This window comes from Halorubrum halophilum (genome assembly GCF_000739595.1).
Classification (GTDB): Archaea; Halobacteriota; Halobacteria; order Halobacteriales; family Haloferacaceae; genus Halorubrum; species Halorubrum halophilum.
Genome location: NZ_BBJP01000013.1, coordinates 24,751 through 45,653, shown reverse-complemented (window position 1 = coordinate 45,653; position 20,903 = coordinate 24,751). Strand labels below are relative to the sequence as shown.

General features: G+C 62.5%; 20 protein-coding genes and 1 pseudogene. 13 read left to right on the top strand and 8 right to left on the bottom strand.

Going from position 1 to position 20,903, the window contains the following annotated elements; all coding sequences use genetic code 11:
- The first annotated feature begins 9 nt into the window (after window positions 1-9).
- The 4 genes from ACP96_RS04535 (at window position 10) to ACP96_RS04520 (ending at window position 2,556) form a co-directional block, all read left to right on the top strand.
- Entirely contained in the window at window positions 10-1,248 is a 1,239-nt protein-coding gene (locus ACP96_RS04535; RefSeq protein ID WP_237561612.1) for a hypothetical protein, read from the top strand.
- A gap of 97 nt (window positions 1,249-1,345) precedes the next feature.
- A complete protein-coding gene (locus ACP96_RS04530; protein ID WP_050032411.1) occupies window positions 1,346-1,702 on the top strand; it encodes a hypothetical protein in 357 nt (118 codons plus the stop codon).
- 4 nt (window positions 1,703-1,706) lie between these two features.
- Window positions 1,707-1,910, top strand: a complete 204-nt coding sequence (locus tag ACP96_RS04525; RefSeq protein WP_050032410.1) for a hypothetical protein — start codon at window positions 1,707-1,709, stop codon at window positions 1,908-1,910.
- Window positions 1,911-2,025: 115 nt separating this feature from the next.
- Window positions 2,026-2,556, top strand: coding sequence for a hypothetical protein (locus tag ACP96_RS04520; protein WP_050032409.1), 531 nt, complete (start codon window positions 2,026-2,028; stop codon window positions 2,554-2,556).
- Between the two features lie 121 nt (window positions 2,557-2,677).
- On the opposite strand, the gene ACP96_RS04515 is transcribed toward ACP96_RS04520, so the two are convergent.
- The 5 genes from ACP96_RS04515 to ACP96_RS04495 all read right to left on the bottom strand — a co-directional run bounded on the left by ACP96_RS04515 (window position 2,678) and on the right by ACP96_RS04495 (window position 9,275).
- Window positions 2,678-3,589, bottom strand: a complete 912-nt coding sequence (locus ACP96_RS04515) for a diacylglycerol/lipid kinase family protein (protein ID WP_050025310.1) — start codon at window positions 3,587-3,589, stop codon at window positions 2,678-2,680.
- Window positions 3,590-4,158: 569 nt separating this feature from the next.
- On the bottom strand, window positions 4,159-5,865 hold the full coding sequence (locus ACP96_RS04510; protein ID WP_050032408.1) for a bacterio-opsin activator domain-containing protein: 1,707 nt from the start codon (window positions 5,863-5,865) through the stop codon (window positions 4,159-4,161).
- Window positions 5,858-6,331 carry a response regulator gene (locus ACP96_RS19865; protein ID WP_050032407.1) on the bottom strand — a complete coding sequence of 158 codons (474 nt, stop codon included), beginning with the start codon at window positions 6,329-6,331 and terminating at the stop codon, window positions 5,858-5,860. Before ACP96_RS19865 ends, ACP96_RS04510 begins: the two co-directional genes overlap by 8 nt.
- Complete coding sequence (locus ACP96_RS04500) at window positions 6,318-8,225, bottom strand: PAS domain-containing sensor histidine kinase (RefSeq protein WP_082222466.1); 1,908 nt, start codon at window positions 8,223-8,225, stop codon at window positions 6,318-6,320. Before ACP96_RS04500 ends, ACP96_RS19865 begins: the two co-directional genes overlap by 14 nt.
- Before the next feature lie 156 nt (window positions 8,226-8,381).
- Entirely contained in the window at window positions 8,382-9,275 is an 894-nt protein-coding gene (locus tag ACP96_RS04495) for a mechanosensitive ion channel family protein (RefSeq protein WP_050032406.1), read from the bottom strand.
- 440 nt (window positions 9,276-9,715) lie between these two features.
- On the opposite strand from ACP96_RS04495, the gene ACP96_RS04490 reads away from it, so the two are divergent.
- The 8 genes and pseudogenes from ACP96_RS04490 to ACP96_RS04455 all read left to right on the top strand — a co-directional run bounded on the left by ACP96_RS04490 (window position 9,716) and on the right by ACP96_RS04455 (window position 15,732).
- Window positions 9,716-10,729, top strand: a complete 1,014-nt coding sequence (locus tag ACP96_RS04490; protein WP_050032405.1) for a hypothetical protein — start codon at window positions 9,716-9,718, stop codon at window positions 10,727-10,729.
- A gap of 139 nt (window positions 10,730-10,868) precedes the next feature.
- Window positions 10,869-11,294, top strand: a pseudogene (locus tag ACP96_RS04485) (ferritin-like domain-containing protein); the annotation flags it as partial.
- 74 nt (window positions 11,295-11,368) lie between these two features.
- Complete coding sequence (locus ACP96_RS04480; RefSeq protein WP_050032404.1) at window positions 11,369-12,193, top strand: IS5-like element ISHalh2 family transposase; 825 nt, start codon at window positions 11,369-11,371, stop codon at window positions 12,191-12,193.
- A gap of 263 nt (window positions 12,194-12,456) precedes the next feature.
- Window positions 12,457-12,813, top strand: coding sequence for a four-helix bundle copper-binding protein (locus tag ACP96_RS04475; protein WP_050032403.1), 357 nt, complete (start codon window positions 12,457-12,459; stop codon window positions 12,811-12,813).
- Window positions 12,814-13,232: 419 nt separating this feature from the next.
- Entirely contained in the window at window positions 13,233-13,748 is a 516-nt protein-coding gene (locus ACP96_RS04470) for an Lrp/AsnC family transcriptional regulator (RefSeq protein ID WP_050032402.1), read from the top strand.
- 169 nt (window positions 13,749-13,917) lie between these two features.
- Entirely contained in the window at window positions 13,918-14,274 is a 357-nt protein-coding gene (locus ACP96_RS04465; protein WP_050032401.1) for a DUF7344 domain-containing protein, read from the top strand.
- A 55-nt stretch (window positions 14,275-14,329) separates the two neighbouring features.
- Window positions 14,330-14,602 carry a HalOD1 output domain-containing protein gene (locus ACP96_RS04460; protein WP_050032400.1) on the top strand — a complete coding sequence of 91 codons (273 nt, stop codon included), beginning with the start codon at window positions 14,330-14,332 and terminating at the stop codon, window positions 14,600-14,602.
- A gap of 83 nt (window positions 14,603-14,685) precedes the next feature.
- A complete protein-coding gene (locus ACP96_RS04455; RefSeq protein WP_050032399.1) occupies window positions 14,686-15,732 on the top strand; it encodes an AI-2E family transporter in 1,047 nt (348 codons plus the stop codon).
- Between the two features lie 26 nt (window positions 15,733-15,758).
- On the opposite strand, the gene ACP96_RS04450 is transcribed toward ACP96_RS04455, so the two are convergent.
- Together ACP96_RS04450 and ACP96_RS04445 are read right to left on the bottom strand one after the other, a co-directional pair.
- Complete coding sequence (locus ACP96_RS04450) at window positions 15,759-17,333, bottom strand: acetolactate synthase large subunit (protein WP_050032398.1); 1,575 nt, start codon at window positions 17,331-17,333, stop codon at window positions 15,759-15,761.
- Complete coding sequence (locus ACP96_RS04445) at window positions 17,330-18,721, bottom strand: NAD-dependent succinate-semialdehyde dehydrogenase (RefSeq protein WP_050025323.1); 1,392 nt, start codon at window positions 18,719-18,721, stop codon at window positions 17,330-17,332. Before ACP96_RS04445 ends, ACP96_RS04450 begins: the two co-directional genes overlap by 4 nt.
- 723 nt (window positions 18,722-19,444) lie before the next feature.
- Here ACP96_RS04445 and ACP96_RS04440 point away from each other — a divergent pair.
- A complete protein-coding gene (locus ACP96_RS04440; protein WP_050025325.1) occupies window positions 19,445-19,660 on the top strand; it encodes a hypothetical protein in 216 nt (71 codons plus the stop codon).
- Between the two features lie 80 nt (window positions 19,661-19,740).
- Here ACP96_RS04440 and ACP96_RS04435 read toward each other — a convergent pair whose 3' ends face one another.
- On the bottom strand, window positions 19,741-20,751 hold the full coding sequence (locus tag ACP96_RS04435) for a hypothetical protein (RefSeq protein ID WP_050032397.1): 1,011 nt from the start codon (window positions 20,749-20,751) through the stop codon (window positions 19,741-19,743).
- Between the last annotated feature and the right edge of the window lie 152 nt (window positions 20,752-20,903).

Below are 20,903 nucleotides of genomic sequence, written 5' to 3'. Positions count from 1 at the left end.
TACTAAGCAATGACTGACGACGAATCCGTCCAGTCCGACCCGCAGACAGTGGACGGTCGACGCGGCGGCGAGGCCGCGCCGCAGATCGAGGTCGGGGTCCTCATCGCGCATTCGCCGGGCGCGGACGTCGAGCCGCTGCAGTCGTTCGCCGAGCGGATGACCCGCGACGGCGTCAACGAGCTGGCGACGGCCACGGACGCAAGTTGGCGAGTCCACTGCGCCGAACCGGACCCGCTCGCCGACGCCGCTCCGCGGCGGCCGTCCGAGTTCCTCGACGAAGCCGCGCTTCACATGGTGAAGCGCCCGTACGACCTCGTGGTCGTCGTGACCGACGTGCCCCTGACCACGCGCGAGGAGCGGTCCGTCGAGGGGCTCGCGTCCCCGCTCGCCCGCGTGGTCGTCGTTTCGACGCGCCGGCTCCGTCGGAGACCCGGTCTAGAGGCTGTCCGGGCACTCGATTCGGCGGCCGTCCGCTGGAACGCCGCTGCCCTCCTCGTGCATCTCTTCGGGCACGTGTTCGGTGCGGACCACGGTGACGGCGGCGTGATGGCGCCGTTTTCGTTCGACCCCGCTCGGCGGAACGTCCCACCCTTCGATGTGGATGTCACCGAACACCTCGGGAAGATCGCCACCCGAATCCCCGAGAAAAACGTCTCGCGTGGACGGCTCCGACGGCTGGCGTTTCACGCCCTGAGCCTCGTTCGGAACCCGTGGACCGTCGCCTCGACGCTCCTGCAGAGCCGCGCGCCGCTGCTTCCGTTCTCGCTTCCGCGCCTCTCGACGGCCGCGGTGACGCCGACGCTAATCTTGGTGTTCAGCGCCGAGGCGTGGGATGTCGGACTGAACCTGACTAACCGCGTCACGGCGCTGTTCGCGGTCGGGAGCATCGTCGCCGCCGCCGTCCACCTCCTGTACGTCCAGCGGCTGTCCTTCCCGCGAGAGCGCAGCCAGGTGATCACCGAGCACATGGCGCTGGTGAACGTGACGGTGTTTTTCATCCTTGTCGTGGCGATGACCGGGCTCTTCGTCCTCGTCGGGTCGATCATGCTCCTGATCGAACTCGCCGTCTTCCCGCCGAACCTGATGACGAACTGGCCGAGCCTCGAGGACCCCAGCGTCGGGCTTCCCGACCTCGTCCGTGTCGGCGGCTTCATCAGCACGCTGGGCGTGCTGTCGGGCGCCCTCGCGGGCGGGATCGAGAATCGCATGGCGCTCCGCCACCTCGCGCTCTTCCGTGACCGGCCGTAGGACCGGCCGCCGCGATGCGCGAGGGCGGGCGATTCTCGCTGGCGACCCAATACATATTGGCTCTGGTCTTTTGCTGGTAGGTCGGCGATGACCAAGCGTGACAACACTAGGAATCGTCGGTTCGTTAGTTGCATTCATCGTCGCGCTCTTAATCGGAGGACTCGCGATCTACATCAGTGCCCGCGTGATCGCGGACACTGACGACTATAGCCACGCCGTCATCACCGCGTTTATCGGTGCCATCGCGTGGGCGCTGACGGCTTGGATACCGATTTTCGGGCTCATCATCGCCCTGATCGTGTACGTCGCCGTCATCAACTGGCGGTACCCGGGCGGCTGGCTCCAGGCGGGCCTCATCGGCGTGGTCGCTTGGCTCTCAGCGCTTGCCATCCTCTACGTGTTGAACGGGCTGCTTGACCTCGGAATCGGTGCGTTCGGGGTTCCCGGGGTATAATCCGATGGCCTCGTTACAACTCCTCGGGACCGCGTGGACGGTCTGGAAGCTGGCGAGCAAGCGAGTCGGTCCGGTCGGCGCCGTGCTCGTCACTGCCGTCGTAATCGGTGCGATGGTTTATCTCACGCCGTGGTTAGCCGGGAAGTTCCCGGCACTCGCGGGCATCGCGAAAAATGCGAAACGCGAGAAACTCTCCGACACCGAATAACCGGCTCGACGGCGACCCGACACCAAGGCCCTCGTAGCGTCCAGTACGGCAGGCTCCTTCGGAATTAACGCTTATTGGGAGCACGGCTATTCCGACGTGTGAGACACGTACTCCTGTGACTACTCACTCTCCAGACGCGAGTCCCCAGGGACCCGACGCGGAATCCGACATCGCCTCCAGTTCCGGAGTACATCCCCTTCGGCGGCTCGTTCGAGGCGTCGTCGGGGGCCTGATCGCCACGGCGCTGATGACCCTCTACCGATTCCCGGTCTTCCGCGCGTTGCCGCCTACCGCCGACTTCTGGGCGAAATACGTCGGCGGCGGCGAGACTCCGGAAACGCATCTCGGCATCGGCCTCGTCCTGCACTTCCTGTACGGGGGCGTCGCGGGCGGTCTGTTCGGCGTCGTGATCGACGCGCTGGGCTGCGATACCGAAGGCGAGAACGGCCTGAGCGTGATCGCACTCTCCCTCGTGTACAGTCTCGCCCTGTCCGTCTTCGGGACCCGATTCGTCTTTCAGCGTCTCCTCGACGAGGAGCTTGAGCCGGACGAGGCGGTGATATTCCACGTGGGACACGTCGTGTACGGACTGACGCTGGGGACGTGGGTGAGCTTCGAGAAACGGTCCGGCGAGGCCTACGAGTGAGGAGTCCGGGTTCGGCGGGGAGGTTCGGCTGCTGTACTGCGATCGCGAGTATCGATACACGTGCCCGACCCTCGTTCTCGTGAGTTCGTCGACCTGTGAGCCGCAGACCGACTGGGCGGCCTCACGCGTCCATCGGGACGGGATCGTACTCCTCCCCGACGACGAGCTGCAGGACGTTCGATCGGACGCTGAGATCGAGTTCGTGATGCTGGATGATATCCCCGTCCACAGTGAATCTGACGGGGTCTGCTGAGTGGCCCCTGATATCCACCGATGCGGCCTGGAACCGGTCAATGTGCGCCGAATCCTGTCCGAACAGGCGCTCGAGTACCGCGTCACTCATCAGATCAATCGCGGGCACGTCCTTGACGATCGCGACCTCGAAGAGCCCGTCTTCCATGTTTGCCTGTGTGGTCCCGTCCGCCGCGAACTGACGGCCGTTCCCGACCATCACACAGAGCGCTTCGCCGCTCCAGGTCGGGGGTTCGCCCGCTCCCATCCCGCTGTCAACAGTGAGGTGCAGCGGATCGAACTCCGTCACGGTCCGAAGTGTCGTGAGCACGTACGCCAGCCCACCGATGCGGGACTTCGACTCCCCGGAGGTCCCACTAACCGACTCGGCGGTCAACCCCGCGACACAGGAGTTCACGAAGGGTCGATCGGTCGCCATCCCGATATCGATGGTCCGCCGGGCACCGTCCTCCAAGGCGCTAAACGCCGTCTCGATATCGGTAATCCCGATCTGTTTCGCGAAGTTGTTTCCCGTCCCGAGCGGAAGAATGCCGAGCGTGACGTCGTCGAACGCGTCGGCTCGGTCGATCCCCTGAACGACTTCGTTGACCGTCCCGTCGCCGCCGGCGGCCACGATCGTCGAGTATCCGGCCTCGGCGGCCTCCCGTGTCAGCGCGACCACGTCGCCGGCTTGCTCGGACTGTTCGAGCGCGTACCCACACAGATCCGCCCGAGTCCGGACCGTCTCGGTGTGAGAGCCGCTTCCGCTCTCCGGGTTGTGAACGATTACCGTCCCCGCCATGCTTAGGCTTCCCCGATCGCGGTCGGACCGTTGGGTCTCCGGATTCTCCCGTCCAAATCGATCGAGGGCGTTCGGAGCATTGTCTTCCGATTGCGCCTCCATCGGATTGTTAGGTAGTCTCCTGTGTTTCTAAGTATGAATTATCCGCAACGCCCGGGCCATGCGAAGGCACGGTCTCGCACTCGGCTTCTCATGGCACCCGTTACGTCGTCGACCAGCTGCGACTGTTTGACGCCGACGCCCGCCCGTTCGAGCCATCGAGCGGCCTCGATCCGTTACCGAGGTCACATCGTCACCACTCGCTCGGGCGCGGACAAGTCCCGATTAGGATCGGACATACCGAGGTGGGAGAGGCTAAAGTGAGGAACCGTTTCCATTACACTCGTATTTTTGTTATGGTTTAAATACCATTCGCGGTCTGGCGGGATATCTTCGGTTATGTGTCCCGTAATACTGACTTAATATTGATATGAAAAGTAACATTTAGATCCCATTCGAGACCCGGATCGAAAACGTCGACGTGGTCGATCGGACCGCTCGCCCCGCCCGAGCGCAACGGGTGCGAGCGATCACTGGTGGTTCGTGTCCGGGTCGGACCGCTCCCACGGCGAGTCCGGCGTCGCGTCGTCGCTCTCGATGCCCTCAAACACCGCTTCGAACAGCGTACGCTCGGCTCCCCGGAAGTGCTCGCTGAACGTCGCCTGCGTGACACCGAGGAGCTCGGCCACCTCTTCGCCGGTGCTCTGTCGCGGCCAGTCGAAGTAGCCGGCGTGGAACGCCGTCTTGAGCACGGCGCGTTGTTTTTTGGTGAGTTGGTTTTCGAACGCCAAATGGAAGTCGGCGATCGACGGTTCGTCACGGGCGACCGTCCACTGGGCACGAAGCGTCGCGTCCGGGTAGTGGTCTTGGACGATTTCGACCAACTGGTGTTTATTTCGTCCCGGGGGAACGTCGACGACGAACTGAAACTCGCCGTCTGCGACGGTGATCTCGGTGACGATGGCGCCGTGTTTCGCGAGTTCCGGCACCAGCTTCTCCCCCCAGTTCGTGGTGAGTTCGATTTTGAACGTGTCGCCTTCGGGCGAGAGAACTCGGAGGTCTTCGACCAGCGTCGAGCGATCGACGACCTCGTGAAAGTCCGCCTTCGAGATCCCTTCGACGCTCCCGTACGCGAGAATACCGGGATCGGTTCGGATGAGGTGCTCGATCGCGAGGGTCCACCCCTGCGCCGATGCGGCGACGAGTCCTTCGGTCTCGCCTCCCAGACTGAACGTCAACTGAAGCACCGTATCACCCATCAGGGCGTCTTTGCGTTCGACGGCGGTAATGGCGTGACCGATGATCTCTCCTAGCCGCGAGAGGTTCTCTCGGTCGGCCTCGGTGAAGACGTTCGGCAACTCGTCGTAGACCGCTAAAATGCCGTAGAAGACGTTTCCGTAGGCGACGGGTATCGCGGCCACAGTTCGATACCCACACGCTCGAATCTGCTCTTGGCGGCGTTCGGGATCGGCGGCCGTTTCGATGTCCCCGACGACCTGTACCGCTCGGGTGCGAACGGCTTTGGCTTCGGCCCGCTCCCCGTCAGCGTCGCCGTCGAACGGAATCGACGCCGCGTCGAATTCGCAGTCTGCAGGTGCGGATTCGCGGATCGAGAACCGATCGGTCGAGTGTTTCACCTCTCCTATCCACGCGAAGTCGTACGCGTCGGATTCGACGAGTCTCTCACAGACCGCTCGTTCGAGGCCCCCGCGCGTCGATTTCGTTATGAGCGCGTGGATAACGTCCTGGCTGATTCCGTACAGTCGGTTGAACGCCTCCAGCTGCTCGCGGTGCCGAATCCGCTCGCGCTCCTGGCGGGACTGCTCGATCGCGTACTGGATCGAATGCACCAGCAGGTCGCTCGTCACCTCGTCTTTCACCAGGTAGTCGCGGGCCCCGTGCTGGATCGTCTGGACTCCGAGATCGCGATCGTCCTGTCCCGTAAGCACGACGACGGGCGTGAACTCGGCCACGTCGACGACGCTGACGAGCGTGTCGAAGCCGGCGCTATCGGGAAGTCCCAAGTCGAGCAGTATCACGTCAACGTCCCGTTCGGACAGTCGTTCCACCCCCGCTTTGAGGGTCGATTCGTGGTGGATCGACGACTCCGCGGGAGTCGACCCGTCGAGATCGATTCGATCGAGCCTCGTCCCCGCACTTTTGAGCATCTCCTCGACGAGGCGGGTATCGCCGGGATTGTCCTCGATGAGAAGGACATCGAGCGTGTCGTTAGTCATGGGTATCACGGGGTGACGGGAGACGAGCGACCTCGATCCAGAACTCTTCGAACGACTGAATGGTAGCGATGAATTCGGACGGGTCCACCGGCTCCGTCAGATAGGCGTTGGCCTGTAGCTCGTAGGACGTGACGATGTCCTCTTCGGCTTGGGAGCTCGTCAACACGATCACCGGGATACGCGCGAGTCGAGGCGCCGTCTCGTGGAGCTCTTCGAGGAACTCGTCCCCGTTTTTCCTAGGGAGATTGAGATCGAGGAGGATGAGATCGGGCCGCGGGACGTCCTCGTAGTCGCCGCGCTTGTTCAGGAACGCCAAGGCGTCGACCCCGTCGTTCACGACGTGGAGGGTGTTGGCGATGGGACTCTCGTCGAACGCCTCTTGAGTGAGACGGATATCGCCCGGGTTATCCTCGATCAGCAGGATATCAACCGCGGTGCGCTGACGGAGCTGCTCACTCACCGTCATCACCGACGGCCGGGAGGGTAAACGAAAAGGTCGCCCCATCTCCCACCTGTGAGTCGACCCAGATACTGCCCCCGTGACGCTCGACGATTCGCTTACAGAGCGCCAGTCCGATCCCCGACCCGTTCTCGTCCGGACCGTCGAGGCTCTGGAACACCTCGAAGATGCGATCGGCGTCGGCGGGATCGATCCCGATCCCCTCGTCGCGAACGGAGACCAGCCACCGCTCACCGACTCGTTCGGCGGAGACGTGTATCTCCGGCGGGGCGTCGCCGCTGTTCGCCATCGCGTTGTCCAACAGGTTTTGGAACAGTTGCCGCAGCTGTCCGCGGTCTCCCTCGACGTGTGGCAGGGAGTCCGTCGTGATCTCGGCCCGGTGCTCGTCACACATCATCTGAAGGGCGTCTTGGACGTCTTCGATGACCGCCTCCAGTTCGACGGGCTCGAACGAATCGCCCTCCGATTCGATCCGCGAGTACGCCAACAGGCCGTCTATCATTTCGCACATTCTGTCGGCGCCGTCGACGGCGAAGTCGAGGAACTCCTGTCCGTCGTCGTCGAGCGCGTCCCCGTACCGCTCTTCGATGAGCTGGAGGTAGCTGGAGACCATCCGAAGGGGCTCTTGGAGGTCGTGAGACGCGGCGTACGCGAACTGTTCGAGCCGTTCGTTGGACTCTTCGAGCCGTCGTTGGCGTTGGTTGCGCTCGCTGATGTCCCGCCCGATACCCGCGATCATGCGTTCGTCAGCGGGCGTCTCTATCACCGACGCGACGAACTCTATCGGAACAGTCTCTCCGCCTTTCGTCCTGATAGACGCCTCGACGCGTCCGTTTCCGGTCTTGAACGTCTCGCCGATGCTGCCGGCGACCCGCTCTCGATCTGCCTCGACGATGAAGCCGAGCGGACCCATCTCCTCGAGTTCCTCGTCCGAGTAGCCGGTGACGGAACGGACACTCTCGTTCCACCGCCGGAAACGCCCCGCTCTGTCGATGACGTAGAACAGATCGTCGATCGCGTTCAGAACGTCGTTGACGTAGTCTTTGTGCGCCTCGAGCTCCCGTTCTCGGTCGCGGACCGCTTGCTGACGTTCCCGCCGTTCGGTGACGTCGCGGAAGTACACCGAGAGTCCGGTCACGGAGGGGGAGACCGACACCTCGAACCACGAGTTCAGCGGCGGGAAGAACGCCTCGAACGAGGCGGACTCCTGCTCGCGCATCGCTCGCAGACAGTTCCGCCGGAAGGGGGAGCCGACGGCCTCCGGGAACAGGTCCCAGAGTACCTCTCCGGTGGCGTTCTCGGGAGAAAATCCGAGAACTTCGGCTGCACGGTCGTTGAGATAGGTGAATCGCCACTCGTCGTCGAGTCCGAAAAAGCCGTCCGAGACGCGGTCGAGGACGTGACGCAGTTCGCTTTCCTCCTCTTCGAGAGGACTCGGCAGGACATCGTCGGCCCGCGGCGTCGACTCGTGAGGGGACGGATACGTCACGTCGTCGGACCGAACGACACCGAGCGATCCCTGTCCGGTGTCCGAAGACAACACGCTCACGCGGACGAGACACTCGATCGGTTCTCCCTGAGCAGCGTGCCCCGATAGTTCGATCGGGGTGGGAGGAAGCAACTCGCGCTGCTGCGCGATTTCATCTTCCAGACGCTCGGTGCTCTCGTCACTGAACAGAACTGAAAGGTGCTCTTCGAGCAGTTCGTTCCGGGAGTACCCCGTCATCGCCGCGAACGCTTCGTTGACTGCGACGAAGCGCAGATCGGAACTCAACTGATAGACCCCGTCACTCACCATCTCAGCAAGATTCTCAGCGAGAGTACGGGACCCCTGACGGGCTACCCTGTCGACGGTGTCTGCGAAAAAATCCCCGTCGCTACTACCCGGCGGTGGGCTCATGATACCCGATTACTTGTCGAGACCATTTAAATACACACACCGTAACGCCTGTCTAATCACGTCTGACCCCGTTTCCGTATGGGCGTTGAGCGCTCGGGTCCACGTGGGACCGGCTACCCGAGACGGTGTCCCGACGTAGCGCGGGGCGCCAGTCGATCAGTCCCGTTCTGAGGGGTCGCGAAGGCGAATTTGACCGGAGAGCTCGCGTTCAGCCGGCGGGCTGACGTCGATCCCTTCGGCTTCGAGCCGGTCTTTGACGGCCCGAGCGTACGCCGACCGGATCGCGAACACGTCGCGTCGGGTCGGGTCGGTGATCCAGTAGTGGACCCGGATCGAAACCCCGTCGCCGCCGAGCTCGTCGACGTACGCGGTCGGGGACGGGTCCGCGAGAATCCCCTTCGTCTCACCGGCGACGTCGGTGAGATGGTGGAGCACGTCGTCGAGGTCGTTTCCGTAGCCGACGCCGAGTTTCTGCACGATCCGATGATTTCCTCGTCCGTAGGGGCGGGTGATCTCGTGTGCGGTCAGTATCGTGTTCGGGATGGTCACGAGCTCGCCGTCGGCGGTCTCGACGCGAGTGATTCGGAGCGCGATCGACTGCACGACCCCCTCCCCGTCGTTCCACACGATGTGGTCGCCGACGTTGAACTCCGGATCGAGAACCAGCGCGACCCCGCTGACGAGCGACCCGATCACCTCGCGTGCGGCGATCCCCACCGCCAGCGCGACCGCGCTGATGACGAGCGCGGAGTCGCTGAGGAACTCCCCGTAGCCGGCGACCGCCAGCCCGACGAGCGTCCCCACCAGGACCACGACCAGACGGAAGTACAGGACGATGGCCGCTTGGAGGGTCGCGTTGTTGCGGTTCCGTCGTCGGACGGCTCGCCTGAGAACCGGTTGGACGAGCAGCCATCCGATCAGGACGACCGCCAAGAAGCCGACGAGAAACCACCCGAGTTGAACGAGAAGCGGCCAAAACACGACCAGTTCTTCCGGACCGGGGTCCGGCTCGGGAGCCTGTTGGAGCACCGCGAGCGGCCCCCCAGTCATCGGTTTCCCGGTGGGTTGCTCGGGCGCTTCGACCTCACTCCGGACGCGAGAAGCCGTCGATCGCTCTCGAAGACCCACTCGTTATCGGCTCGATCCGCCGCCTGGCCACCCGTCGGACTCGCCCTCCGGGCCTCGAAGTTCATAGCCGAGTTGCGCACTCGGGCAAATTAAGTAATCACGACCTATCGAAGCACAGCCGCCTCGAATCGCCTCTTTGCAAGGTCCGCGCCACAGACCCGATCCGGCGGAACGAAACTTCGATCGCGGACTGAACGCCAAACCGGTCGCTGCAGAGAGGGCAAAGCCCGCGGCCACCTCAAACGGGGACCTCGAGGGTACAAGTATATTGGCCGCAACGTTTTACGTCTCTTCTCTCGTGTTGGTGCTATGCAGGCGAATGCTCATTCGATGATCGATATGGCTCGGCGGATCGATCACCCATGAGTCAGGGAAGTACGGTTCGCCGGTGGCGCGACTGGTTCCCGACTCCGACGGCGGGGGGTGATTTCGGTATCAAGCGGTGGGTGCTATTAGAGGCCAATCGGATGGCCGTAACGGGGGCACTGCTCACGTTCGTCTTCGTCTCGTTCATCGTGTTAGGCAACATCTGGACGTTCGAGATGCAGAATCTGCTAACGGACACCTCGGCGGTCCAGACGGTTCTCAACACGCTCTTGAGCGGTATGATTCTCCTCGTTTCGATCGTCGTATCCATCAACTCGATCGTGTTGTCGCACGATATGAGCTCCGTCAGCAACCAAGAGGATCGGGTTAAAGGAGCGTCGAGTTTCCGGAAGGACCTGAGCGCGCTCTCCGGACCGGACGAAAATCCGTCTGAACCGGCGGCATTCCTGAAGGTCATGTCACGGACGATTCGCGAGCGTGCACAACACATCGACGACGACACCGAAGGGATCGACCCGGACGATGCCGAAGAGATTCGAGACTACGTCTCGTCTGTCGCGGAAAAGGCTGAATCACTAGGGAGCATTGATGACATGAGCGGGGCCGAATTCGGCGTTCTCTGGAAGGGAATGGAGTTCAGGTACGGCGCGGAGATGGAACGAGCGGGGAAGCTCAAATCGGCGTACGGAGGCGAGGAATCCGATCACCTCGGAGATCGGATCGACCATTTCATGGCTGCGTTGGAGCTGTTCGCGATCGGTAAGGAGTATTTCAAGACGCTCTATTACACCCGAGAGGTGTCGAAGCTCTCACAGACGTTGTTGGTGATTACGCTCCCGGCCATCTTAATCAATGCAACGACGATCCTGGCGATAGACGCCGGAGTTTTCCCGGATTTCTGGCTGTTGGGTCTCCCGCCGCTGCAAGCGTTCGTCGCTGCAACGTTTACCATCTCACTCGCGCCGTACTTGGTGCTAACCGCCTATATGCTTCGACTCTCCGCAGTTGCACGACTGACGTCGTCCGCCGGGATTTTCTCGCTGAACTGATCTCCAGCGGTGACCGGTCTCACTTCGATTCGTACGGTGATTGCACCCTTACTTCTCCGAGATTATTGTAAACTCCTCGGTATATAATTTCGATTACACCGAGTATAATTATACAGCGTCTAGTCGACGATCAGGTGCTATGTCTACAGACCGTACCGTCGAGCTGCTACGGCGGAGCTACGAGGACGAGATCGAGACCGTGATGAACTACCAGACGAACGCGATCATCCTCGAAGGCGTTCGGGCCGAGGAGATCAAGGAAAGCCTACAGGAGGATATCCAGGCGGAACTCGCTCATTCGAACAAACTCGGCCAGCGCCTCAAGCAGTTGGGTGCGCGACCCCCGTCATCGAAGGATTTCACGGCCCGACAGGATTCGCTCCAACCGCCTGAGGACTCGACGGACGTGCTCGCGGTTATCGAGGGCGTCCTCGACGCGGAAGAGGCCGCGATTTCGACTTATCACGATCTGATAGACGCCGCGGAGGAAGCGGACGATCCGGTGACCGAGGACCTCGCAGTCGAGATTCTCGCCGACGAGGAGGCCCACAGAGCCGAGTTTAATGCTCTGTTGAATAGCGATCTTATCTGCCGATATCACCAGTTTAGAAGGGTGAAGCCGAGGAAATCGAAGTTGATATGGAAATCGATATCCTCGACTTCATTGAGCAGTGTCGTGACCTAGCTAAACAAGCGTTGGGGAAGCGCGCGGGCGAGCCCGCCAGCGGCGGGTTCGCCCGCTGGATTCACGTCGTCCTACACTGTTTTCGGCTCGAAGACGGCCACAGCTACCGTGAAACGCCGAATCGGCTGAAGTACATGGCTGAAGTTCGTGACGCTCTCGATTTAGATCGGGGCGGTCTCCCCGATCACACGACGATCTACAAGTCGTTTGATCGGCTAAAAATGTGGGTGTGGCGGGCGCTGCTGCGCGTTTCCGCGCAGCAGCACCCGCAGTCGGGCCACGCCGCTCTCGACAGCACGTTCTTCGATCGCCGACGTGCGTCCTCGTACTTTCGTCAACGGGCAGGACGGACGATACAGACGCTAAAAGTGACGACATTGACTGATGTGGAATCGCTGGCTGTTCTTGATGTTCACATCGCAGCTCGGTGGAAGCATGATACGAAGACCGGACCGCAGGTCGTCCGCCGAAACGCGGACGACCTGCAGTCCGTCGCCGCCGACAACGGCTTCCAAGACTGGCATACCGAGTACGAAATCGCCGCACATGACGTTGAGTACCTTGTTCATTACCGCGGCTCGTCAGCGAAAGCAGCCGCGAACAACGCGCTCAACCGAGCAAATGGCTACTCTCAGCGGTGGATGGCCGAAACATCGTACTCAACAACGAAGCGCTCGCTCGGCGATGCCGTGCGAGCGCTGGGCTGGTATCGGCAGTTCCGTGAGATCGTCTTGATGTTCGCCATCACCAACATAGAACCACTGTGTGAGCCGCTGTAACCGTGACTCAACATCTATTCAACACAGCAGAGTTTAAAGGGTTTCAGAAGGAGTACCGGAACGAGTGACGGGCGGCCAGCGCGTTCGTCCCCTCGACGAGCGCGAGTGAACGCAGAGGGGGACTTGGCTAGCTCGCCCATCGACGTCCCCGCGTCGTCGACGGCGGTGACTCGCCGAAGCCCCGCGTCTGCAAGAATGTATTTAAATTCCTTTCAGTAGCAAACTCATCGCTTATTCAGTTGCTGGACATCGTCTCACGTGCGATGTCCCTTTCAGAAACCGTCTCAAGAATCAACGGCCTGAGTGACGAACAACGCGACTGCATCGAGAACTGTTCCGAGGCCTCTCAGGTCTGCGAATGGTGCGCCGACGAGTGCCTCGGGAGCGAAGAGATGGAGGAGTGCGCGCGACTTTGCCGAGACGTCGCCGATCTCGCATCTCTCCACGCGCGCTTCATGGCCCGCGGTTCGAGCAACAGCGCGCAACTCGCTCGGGCGTGTGCCGACGCGTGTGAGGAGTGCGCCGCGGAGTGTGAGGACCACGACGCCGACCACTGTCAGGCCTGCGCGGAGGTCCTCCGGGAATGCGCCGACTCCTGCCGGCGCATGGCTGAGAACTAAGCGGCGACTACGGCGTCGACGCTCGCTCGCCGGCGTCAGAACGTCCGTCGAGTGACGAAGATGAAGATGCCGACGATAAGGAGCAAGATTCCCCAGTAAACGGACGGATACGGAAGATACGCGAGCAGAAGCGTTACCACGCCGGACGTGATGAGCGACCACCCTATCGTGGTTCGAATCGCCATATTTCACCTTCGGTATCGACCGAAATAGTTAGCCACACTGTTTGATCGGTTCACACTCCCTCCGGCGTGTTTCCCCGAATAATACCGGATTAACGGGAGTTTCACAGAGTCGATGTTCTCGTCTCGTGCGTTCGAATGTAGGGTCGCAGGTAGTTCGAACCGCAACGAGGTGAGGGTCCACGCGCGTCCGATCCGGGCGACCGATTCATTTGACCCGGTGACGAACAGGCCCTCATGAGCGATATCCCACTCGACAATCTCGACCGCCGAATCCTGCACCTGTTGCAGATAGACGCTCGCGGGGCCTCCGACACGGACATCGCGAAGGAAACGGACGTGACCGGAACGACCGTCCACAACCGGATCAAGCAACTGGAGGAGGCCGGTATCATTCTCGGCTACAATCCTGAACTCGACTACGAGAAGGCGGGGTATCCGATGCAGGTGTTGTTCGTCTGCTCGACCGATCTCTCTCGCCGGACGGAGATGGCGGAGAAGGCCCTCGAAGTCCGGGGTGTCGTCAACGTCCGAGAGATGCTGTCCGGCGAGGAGAACCTCCACGTCGAGGTCGTCGCCGAATCGACCTCCGAGATCGAGGAGAGCACCGACCAGTTGGCCGATCTCGGCCTGCGAATCGTGAGTAGCGACATTCTGGCAGAAGAACACGTCCGACCGTGGAATCACTTCCACCAGGAGTTCGCCGGCGAGGACGCCGATGTGGCCGAGGAGATCGGTTCGCCCGAAGAGTAGCCCCGAAATGAACAGAGTAGTCGAGGTGCTGAACGCGTAGTCGCGCCGCCCAGTTGCTGATCCGCCTCCTTGGAGAAGTCAAGCCGAGCCCCGGTTTCGCTCGATATTATCACTCATATTGAATTATATGAAAAAAGAGGTTAAGTCAATTCGGCCTGAAGAGGACGCAATGGCATCATCGAACAAAACGGGGTTGGGTGAGACGTTCGACCTGTTGACGCATCCTTACCGGCGATACGTGTTGTACTACCTGCGAACGCACTCCGGGGTCGTCTCCGTCGATACCCTCACAGCGATGCTCACCAACGAACTGGAAGGGTCATCCGCGACGCCCGGGAGCGACACGGCCGAACGCATCGAGATCGCCCTTCATCATATGCACCTCCCGAAACTCGCCGATGCCGGCCTCATCACGTTCGCTCAGGACAGACGATCGATCGAACTCGGCGAGATACACGGCTACGGGCAAGTCATCGATCAAGCGGCGCGCATCGACGGCTACGCACTGCCCGCCACCGGCGATTGAGAACAGTGTCTCGATCACGTCTCTACCGTCCACGACGCCGAACGACAGAGCCACCATGACAGAAACCCACGACGACGAAATCGTTCACCGGGAGTTGAACAGCGACAGAGAGAAGCCCTCTATTGCGATAGTAGAGGCCATCGCTGACCTCGAGGGAAAGCAGGCGGACGAACTGACACCGATCTACGACTGTATCGACGGGATGCTGTCGGAGTTGTATTCGAATCCGCCGTCACCAGAGGCACAGATGGCGGTGGAGTTCACGTACGGCGGCTACCGCATTACCGTCAAGCAGAGTGGCACCGCGGATTTCATCCACGTCGCGTGACCGCTGTCACCCACCCCAGACAGAGACACCAGGGAAAGCACTTAGGCCGATAGCTGTTACCCTCGGGGGTTCATCTGCGTCGTATGGTGTCCTCTCTGCGGGGTGGTTACAGATCGATCGCTTGGATTCTCGTCGGTGTTCTGATCACGGTGGTGGTGGCGTTCACCCTCTACTCGTTCATCGGTGCGATCGTGATCGGCATCTTCCTCTACTACGCCACGCGACCGATCTACCACTGGCTGGACGAGCGGGTCGACCACCCGAACGTCAGCTCGACGGTCACGCTCCTGACCGTCGGCCTACCGATTCTCTTCATCCTAGCGTACGCCGTGTTCACCGGGATCCAAGAGGCCGATCGGTTTTTCGCGGCCGCGGACCTCCAGTATTTCAGGACGGCGTTGGAGCCCTACCTCAACCTCGTGTCGGGAAGCGAGGACCAGAGTTTACTCGGCGTCTTCCGTAACAACGTCTCCAGGGTACGTGGGTTCGCCACCGGGGCCCTGACCTGGATGTTACGTCTCTTCGTGGCCTTCACGCTCGCATTCTACCTCCTGCGCGACGATCACAAGATGGCACGCTGGTTCCGGCACAGCTTCGAGAACCAGCCCTCCGCCGTGGACTTCATGGAACGAGTGGACGACGATCTCACCACGATCTACACGGGGAACCTCCTCACGATCGGAGTGAGCGGTCTCCTCGCCGTGGTCGTCTACTACGGCCTGGACTTCGTCGCTCCGGCCGGGGTCGGCATCCAGTTCCCGATCCTCCTCGGCCTCCTGACCGGCGTGGCCACGCTCATTCCGTCCGTCGGTATGAAGCTGGTCTACGTCCCCTATACCGCCTATCTCGGCTGGCAAAGCGTGTCAGGTGGGGGGACACCGCTCTGGTTCCCGGTCGTCTTCCTCGTCGTGACGGCGGCCGTCGTCGACGTCTTCCCCGATATCTTCATCCGGTCGTACCTCTCGAAGGGCGAGATAAACATGGGGCTGATACTACTGATGTACGTCCTCGGCGCGGTGGCGTTCGGCTGGTACGGGGTGTTCCTGGCCCCGATCCTGCTGGTCGTCTTCATCCACTTCGTCGAGGACATCCTCCCGGCCCTCCTCGGAGCGGAGGCGACGACCGCGTGACCGGCCCGTCAGGTCACGTGACCGCGCTAGAGCCTGATCTCGACAAGCGCCATCTCGTCCCCGGGGACGACCTCCTGAAGCGTCGACTCGACGTCGCTCCACGTCTCGGGCCGGTACCCGTCGATCCCGAAGCTCTCTGCGAACGACCGAAAGTCGGGATTCGTCAGTTCGGTCCCGAACTGCTCGCCCGTGTGGTCGATCTGCTTCTGCGAGATGAGCCCGTAGTCGTCGTCGGTGAAGACGACGATCGTGAACCCTAAGCCGAGTCGGGTCGCGGTCTCGATCTCCGCGGCGTTCATCAGGAATCCGCCGTCGCCGGTTCCCACCACCACGTTGGCGTCGACGGCGAGGTCGGCCGCGACGCCGCCGGGGACGGCGATTCCCATGCTCGCGAGTCCGTTCGAGATGATGCAGGTGTTCGGCTCGTAGGTGCGGAACTGCTGTGCGATAGCCACTTTGTGGCTTCCCACGTCCGAGATCAGCACGTCTTCGTCGGCCATCGCCGCCCGGAGGTACGGGAGCGTCCCCTCCACCGAGAACGGATCGTTGGGGGCGGGTTCGCGGGAGACGTCGTCGACGACCCGCTCGTGCAGGTCTCGACACCACGACGGGGCCGTCACGCCGTCCAACTGCTCACGGAGGTCGCGAAGCGTCGCGGAGATGTCCGCCACGATCTCGACGTCGGGATTGTAGTGCTCGTACACCTCCGCCGGCTCGTGATCCACGTGGACGATCGTCTTGTCGCGGTCGGGATTCCACGACTTCGGATCGTGCTCGGCGATGTCGTACCCGACCGCGAGCACGCAGTCGGCCCGCTCGATCGCGGTGGCCCCCTCCCGGTCCGGCCCGGAGTCCAGCGTCATCAGCGACGCGTCGAGCCGGTCCGACACCGCTCCCTTTCCCATGTACGTCGAAACGACCGGGATACCGACCTGTTCGACCAGCTCCCGCAGTCGGCGGGCGGCGGGGGTGCGGACGGCGCCGTTGCCGGCGAGTACCAGCGGCGCCTCCGCGGCCGAAACGAGGTCGGCCGCCCGGTCCAGCGAGGTCCGGTCCGGATCCGGTCGACACACCCGCTTTCGGGTCGGGAGCGGCGCCGCCTCGATCGTCTCGGCGGCCACGTCTTCGGGGAACTCGAGGTGGGTCGCGCCCGGCTTCTCGTACTGCGCCAGTTTGAACGCCTTCCGCACCGACTCGGGGATCGTTTCGGCCTCGGCGATCTGGTTGTTCCACTTGACCACCGGCTCGAACATCTGCACGATGTCCAGCGCCTGATGGCTCTCCTTATGTAGTCGCTCACGCCCGCCCTGCCCCGTGATCGCCACCAGCGGCGATTTGTCGAGCTGGGCGTCGGCGACGCCGGTGATGAGGTTGGACGCCCCCGGGCCGAGCGTCGCCAGACAGATGCCGGCTTTGCCCGTCAGTCGTCCGTGAACGTCGGCCATGAACGCCGCCCCCTGCTCGTGGCGCGTGGGGATGAACTCGATATCGGATTTCTGTAGCGAGAACAGTAGGTCCTCGAGCTCCTCGCCGGGCAAGCCGAAGACGTACTCGACGCCTTCCGCCTCGAGACACTGAACCAGCAAGTCGGATGCCTTCATTCGACCACCGTTTCGTCTCCCGGCTCGTCGGCGACCCAGACGGTCTTGCGGTTGACGAACTCCTTGATCCCGGCCTCGGAGAGCTCGCGGCCGTACCCCGAGACGCCGACCCCGCCGAACGGGACGCGCGGGTCGGACTTCACGAGTTCGTTCACGTAGACGCAGCCGGCGTCGATGTCGCCGGCGAGCCGCTCGCCCCGCTCGCGGTCGGTCGTCCACACGCTGGCCCCCAGCCCGAACTCGGTGTCGTTCGCCTTCTCGACGGCGGCCGCCTCGTCGGCGACGCGGTACACCGTCGCCACGGGACCGAACACCTCCTCCGTGTCCACGGGACAGCCCGCCGGAATATCCGTGAGGACCGTCGGCGGGTAGTACGTGCCCTCGCGGTCGAGGGGCTCGCCGCCGGTGACGAGCGTCGCCCCGGCCTCGACGCTGTCCCGCACCTGCTCGTGTACCTCGTCGAGCAGATCTTTGCGAGCCTGCGGTCCCACGTCCGTCTCGGGATCCGTCGGGTCACCGACGGCGAGCGACTCGACCCCCTCCACGAACCGGTCGAGGAACTCGTCGTACGCGTCGGCGACGACGACGAACCGCTTCGCGGCGATGCACGACTGCCCGCCGTTCTGGTTGCGCGCCCACGCGCCGGTCGTCGCCGCGGCCTCTACGTCGGCGTCCGCGAAGACGACGAACGGGTCGCTCCCGCCGAGTTCCAACACCGTCTTCTTCAGGTTCTCGCCGGCGGTCGCGGCGACGGCACGCCCCGCGGCCTCGCTTCCGGTGAGGGTCGCGGCCGCCGCGCGGTCGTCGGCGACCACGTCCTCGACGCGGTCGGACGGGATCAAAAGCGACTGGAACACCTCCTCCGGGTAGCCCGCCTCCCGGAACACCTCCTCGATGGCGAGCGCGCACCCGGGGACGTTCGAGGCGTGTTTCAGCAGGCCGACGTTGCCCGCCGTGAGGTACGGCGCGGCGAACCGGAACACCTGCCAGAACGGGAAGTTCCACGGCATCACCGCCAGCACGGGACCCAGCGGTTCGTGAACCGTCTTGACCGCTGTCCCCGGCGGACTCGGGTGGTGCTCGGGTTCGAGGTAGGCGCTCGCGTACTCGGCGTAGTGGTCGCAGACCCGCGCGCACTTCTCGACCTCGGCCTCGGCCTGCGTGATCGGCTTGCCCATTTCGCGCGTCATCGTCTCGGCGTACTCGCCGGCGTTCTCTCTGAGCACCTCCCCGGCCGACGCAAGCAGTCGCTCCCGCTCGGCCAGCGGGCGCCGGCTCCACGTCTCGAACGCGGTCGTCGCGGCTCCGAGCATCTCGTCCACGTTGGACGGCGAGTGTTCCTCGTACGATTCGATCACTTCGTCTGTCGCCGGATCGATCACGTCCATCACTGGGTGTTTGGTACACAGTGACTTAGTGTTCGGTACTATCTCTCTTCTTGATAAACGATCTCTAAATATTTATGAAAAAATATGGTTTTAGCAACACCTATTTATAAATATATTTAGTAGCACCCGGAATCTGTACCGAAGAATCTGAAACTGGAGCGAGGGGTCGGGGAGTGTCCCTTTGAGGTGTCCGCGGGCGTCGACGAGAAACCGTCTATCGGTTTCGAGATATTCGTTCGAAACTATTTCATGGAAGCGGTAACTAACTGTCGTATTTAAATATAGCCGGCAAGTTCACAGTTGATATTGGTGGTTCTAGAGACATCTCGACGCAATCTCCGAATCGATCTGAACTGAGGAGTCACGGATCGCACGTCGTTCGGGATCGCATTGTCAGGCGGTCGTCGCTGGCCGTCAGTTCCCGAGTACGGATCGCCGTCCGCATTATCTCAAATATATCAGAATCCAGTGTAGTATTCGAAAGCGGTAATTCAGCGAAGCGTGGTCGATGGCCGGTGGCGTGTCTGCTTTCGCTCCGCAAACTCCCGCAGCCGATTCCGCCCGCGCGCGCGACGCGTCGTCGGTCGGCGATGGCGGATCTCGATATCGCCCCCGATCGACGGCTGTAAGTGCCGAAAACGACCGTTTCTGGGGATGTGTCTGACGAATGTCTGACTCGTGTCTCACTGAACCCTATATATTCGGGGACCGTACGTAAGACGTATGAGCGCCGGCGAATACGACCGGTACGACCGGATCCGCGGCGTGCTCGCCGAGGCCGACGAGCCGCTGACGGCGCGAGAGATCCTGGCACTCGCCGGGGAATGCGAGGATATCGATAGTCCCCACCGCGTCGCCACCGTGTTGGGTCGGTGGGCCGAACGCGGTGAGGTCGAAGTCATCGCCGAACGACCGTACCGGTACCGGCTGGAGACCTAAGGGTCGGCTCGGAACCGAAACCCGCTCCGCCCGCGTCGAGGGGCAAGTGCGCGGTCGTCCGACGCCAACTCGCGATTCCCCTATGGCGTCACGATCAGATCGAACCGATAGACTGCGTCTCGGTACTCGACGACGACGTTCCGGAAGTCGACCCGCTCGTCGTAGCTGTCTATCGGTTGGAGGTCGCCCGCGATACCGAGCGCGCCGAGCGCGTCGTCGAGCCCGTCCGAGGGCGGGGCGCCCTCCTCGTAGCGGCGCGGGTCCTCAGCGATAGCGTCATCCATCACCTCGCGAGCGGACTCCGAGAGCCCGGCGGAGTGAAGTTCGCGTTCGACGATCACTCCTCTCGCGTATTCGGTGAACTCCACTCGCCTGTCCGCGATTTCGCTGACGGTGTACGTCCACTCCGGAACGTGAACGGTCCGCTGCTCCGCGACAAGACGGAAGTACTCGTCTTCGTACTCGAGAAAATCGAACGTCGGCGTCGGGACGAGAGCGCTGGCCTCGGCGTCGAGTTCGTGGTGGTACTCGACGGTCTGTAGCTCGTCGAACTCGGGATCGCCGAGGAAGCCGTCGTGGCCTGCGTACACCGCGTCGAGCGCCGCGTCGAGCACGCGCTCGTCCTGTTCGGAGAGGTCAAACGGAGGACGCGCGACCGTCGCGTCGTCGGGCGGCGTTTCGTCGATTCGTTCGAGCGCGACGTGCCACCGCTCCCGTTCGAGGTGTCGTTCCTCGGCGATGCGCACCTCGTAGTAGGTTCCGTCTCGGTGGAGGAACGTCGGCCGCGGTCGCGTCTCGGTCCCCCACGAGTCGCGGCCGACGAGCGGCCACTGTCTGACGGTCACGCTGCCGGTCTCGAACAGCTCCGAGAGGTGCGCGGTTTTCGTCTCGGTCGCGAAGTCGACGCGGGTCACGGCGTCGATCTCGGTCGGGTCGGGCCACAGGTACGGCCGGCCGATCGACGAGAGGTCCAGTTCGTCGCCGATGAGCGCGTACGAATCGAGGCTACCGGGGCTCAGACACCCTGCAGTCGCGGCGGTCGCGGCGGAGGCGCCGAGCAGTTGGAGGGCGCGGCGGCGGGAACAAGTCATTCCGTCCCGGGATTTTCGGCTTCTCGGTAAATTCCTTGTGGTGACCCTCTCGTACCGCCGATCCGGAATATCCGACACGACACTGCGAAGCGATCACAGTGTTCTCCTTGCCTACTACTGTGAGTCATATCACCAACTACCGTGGTACTATC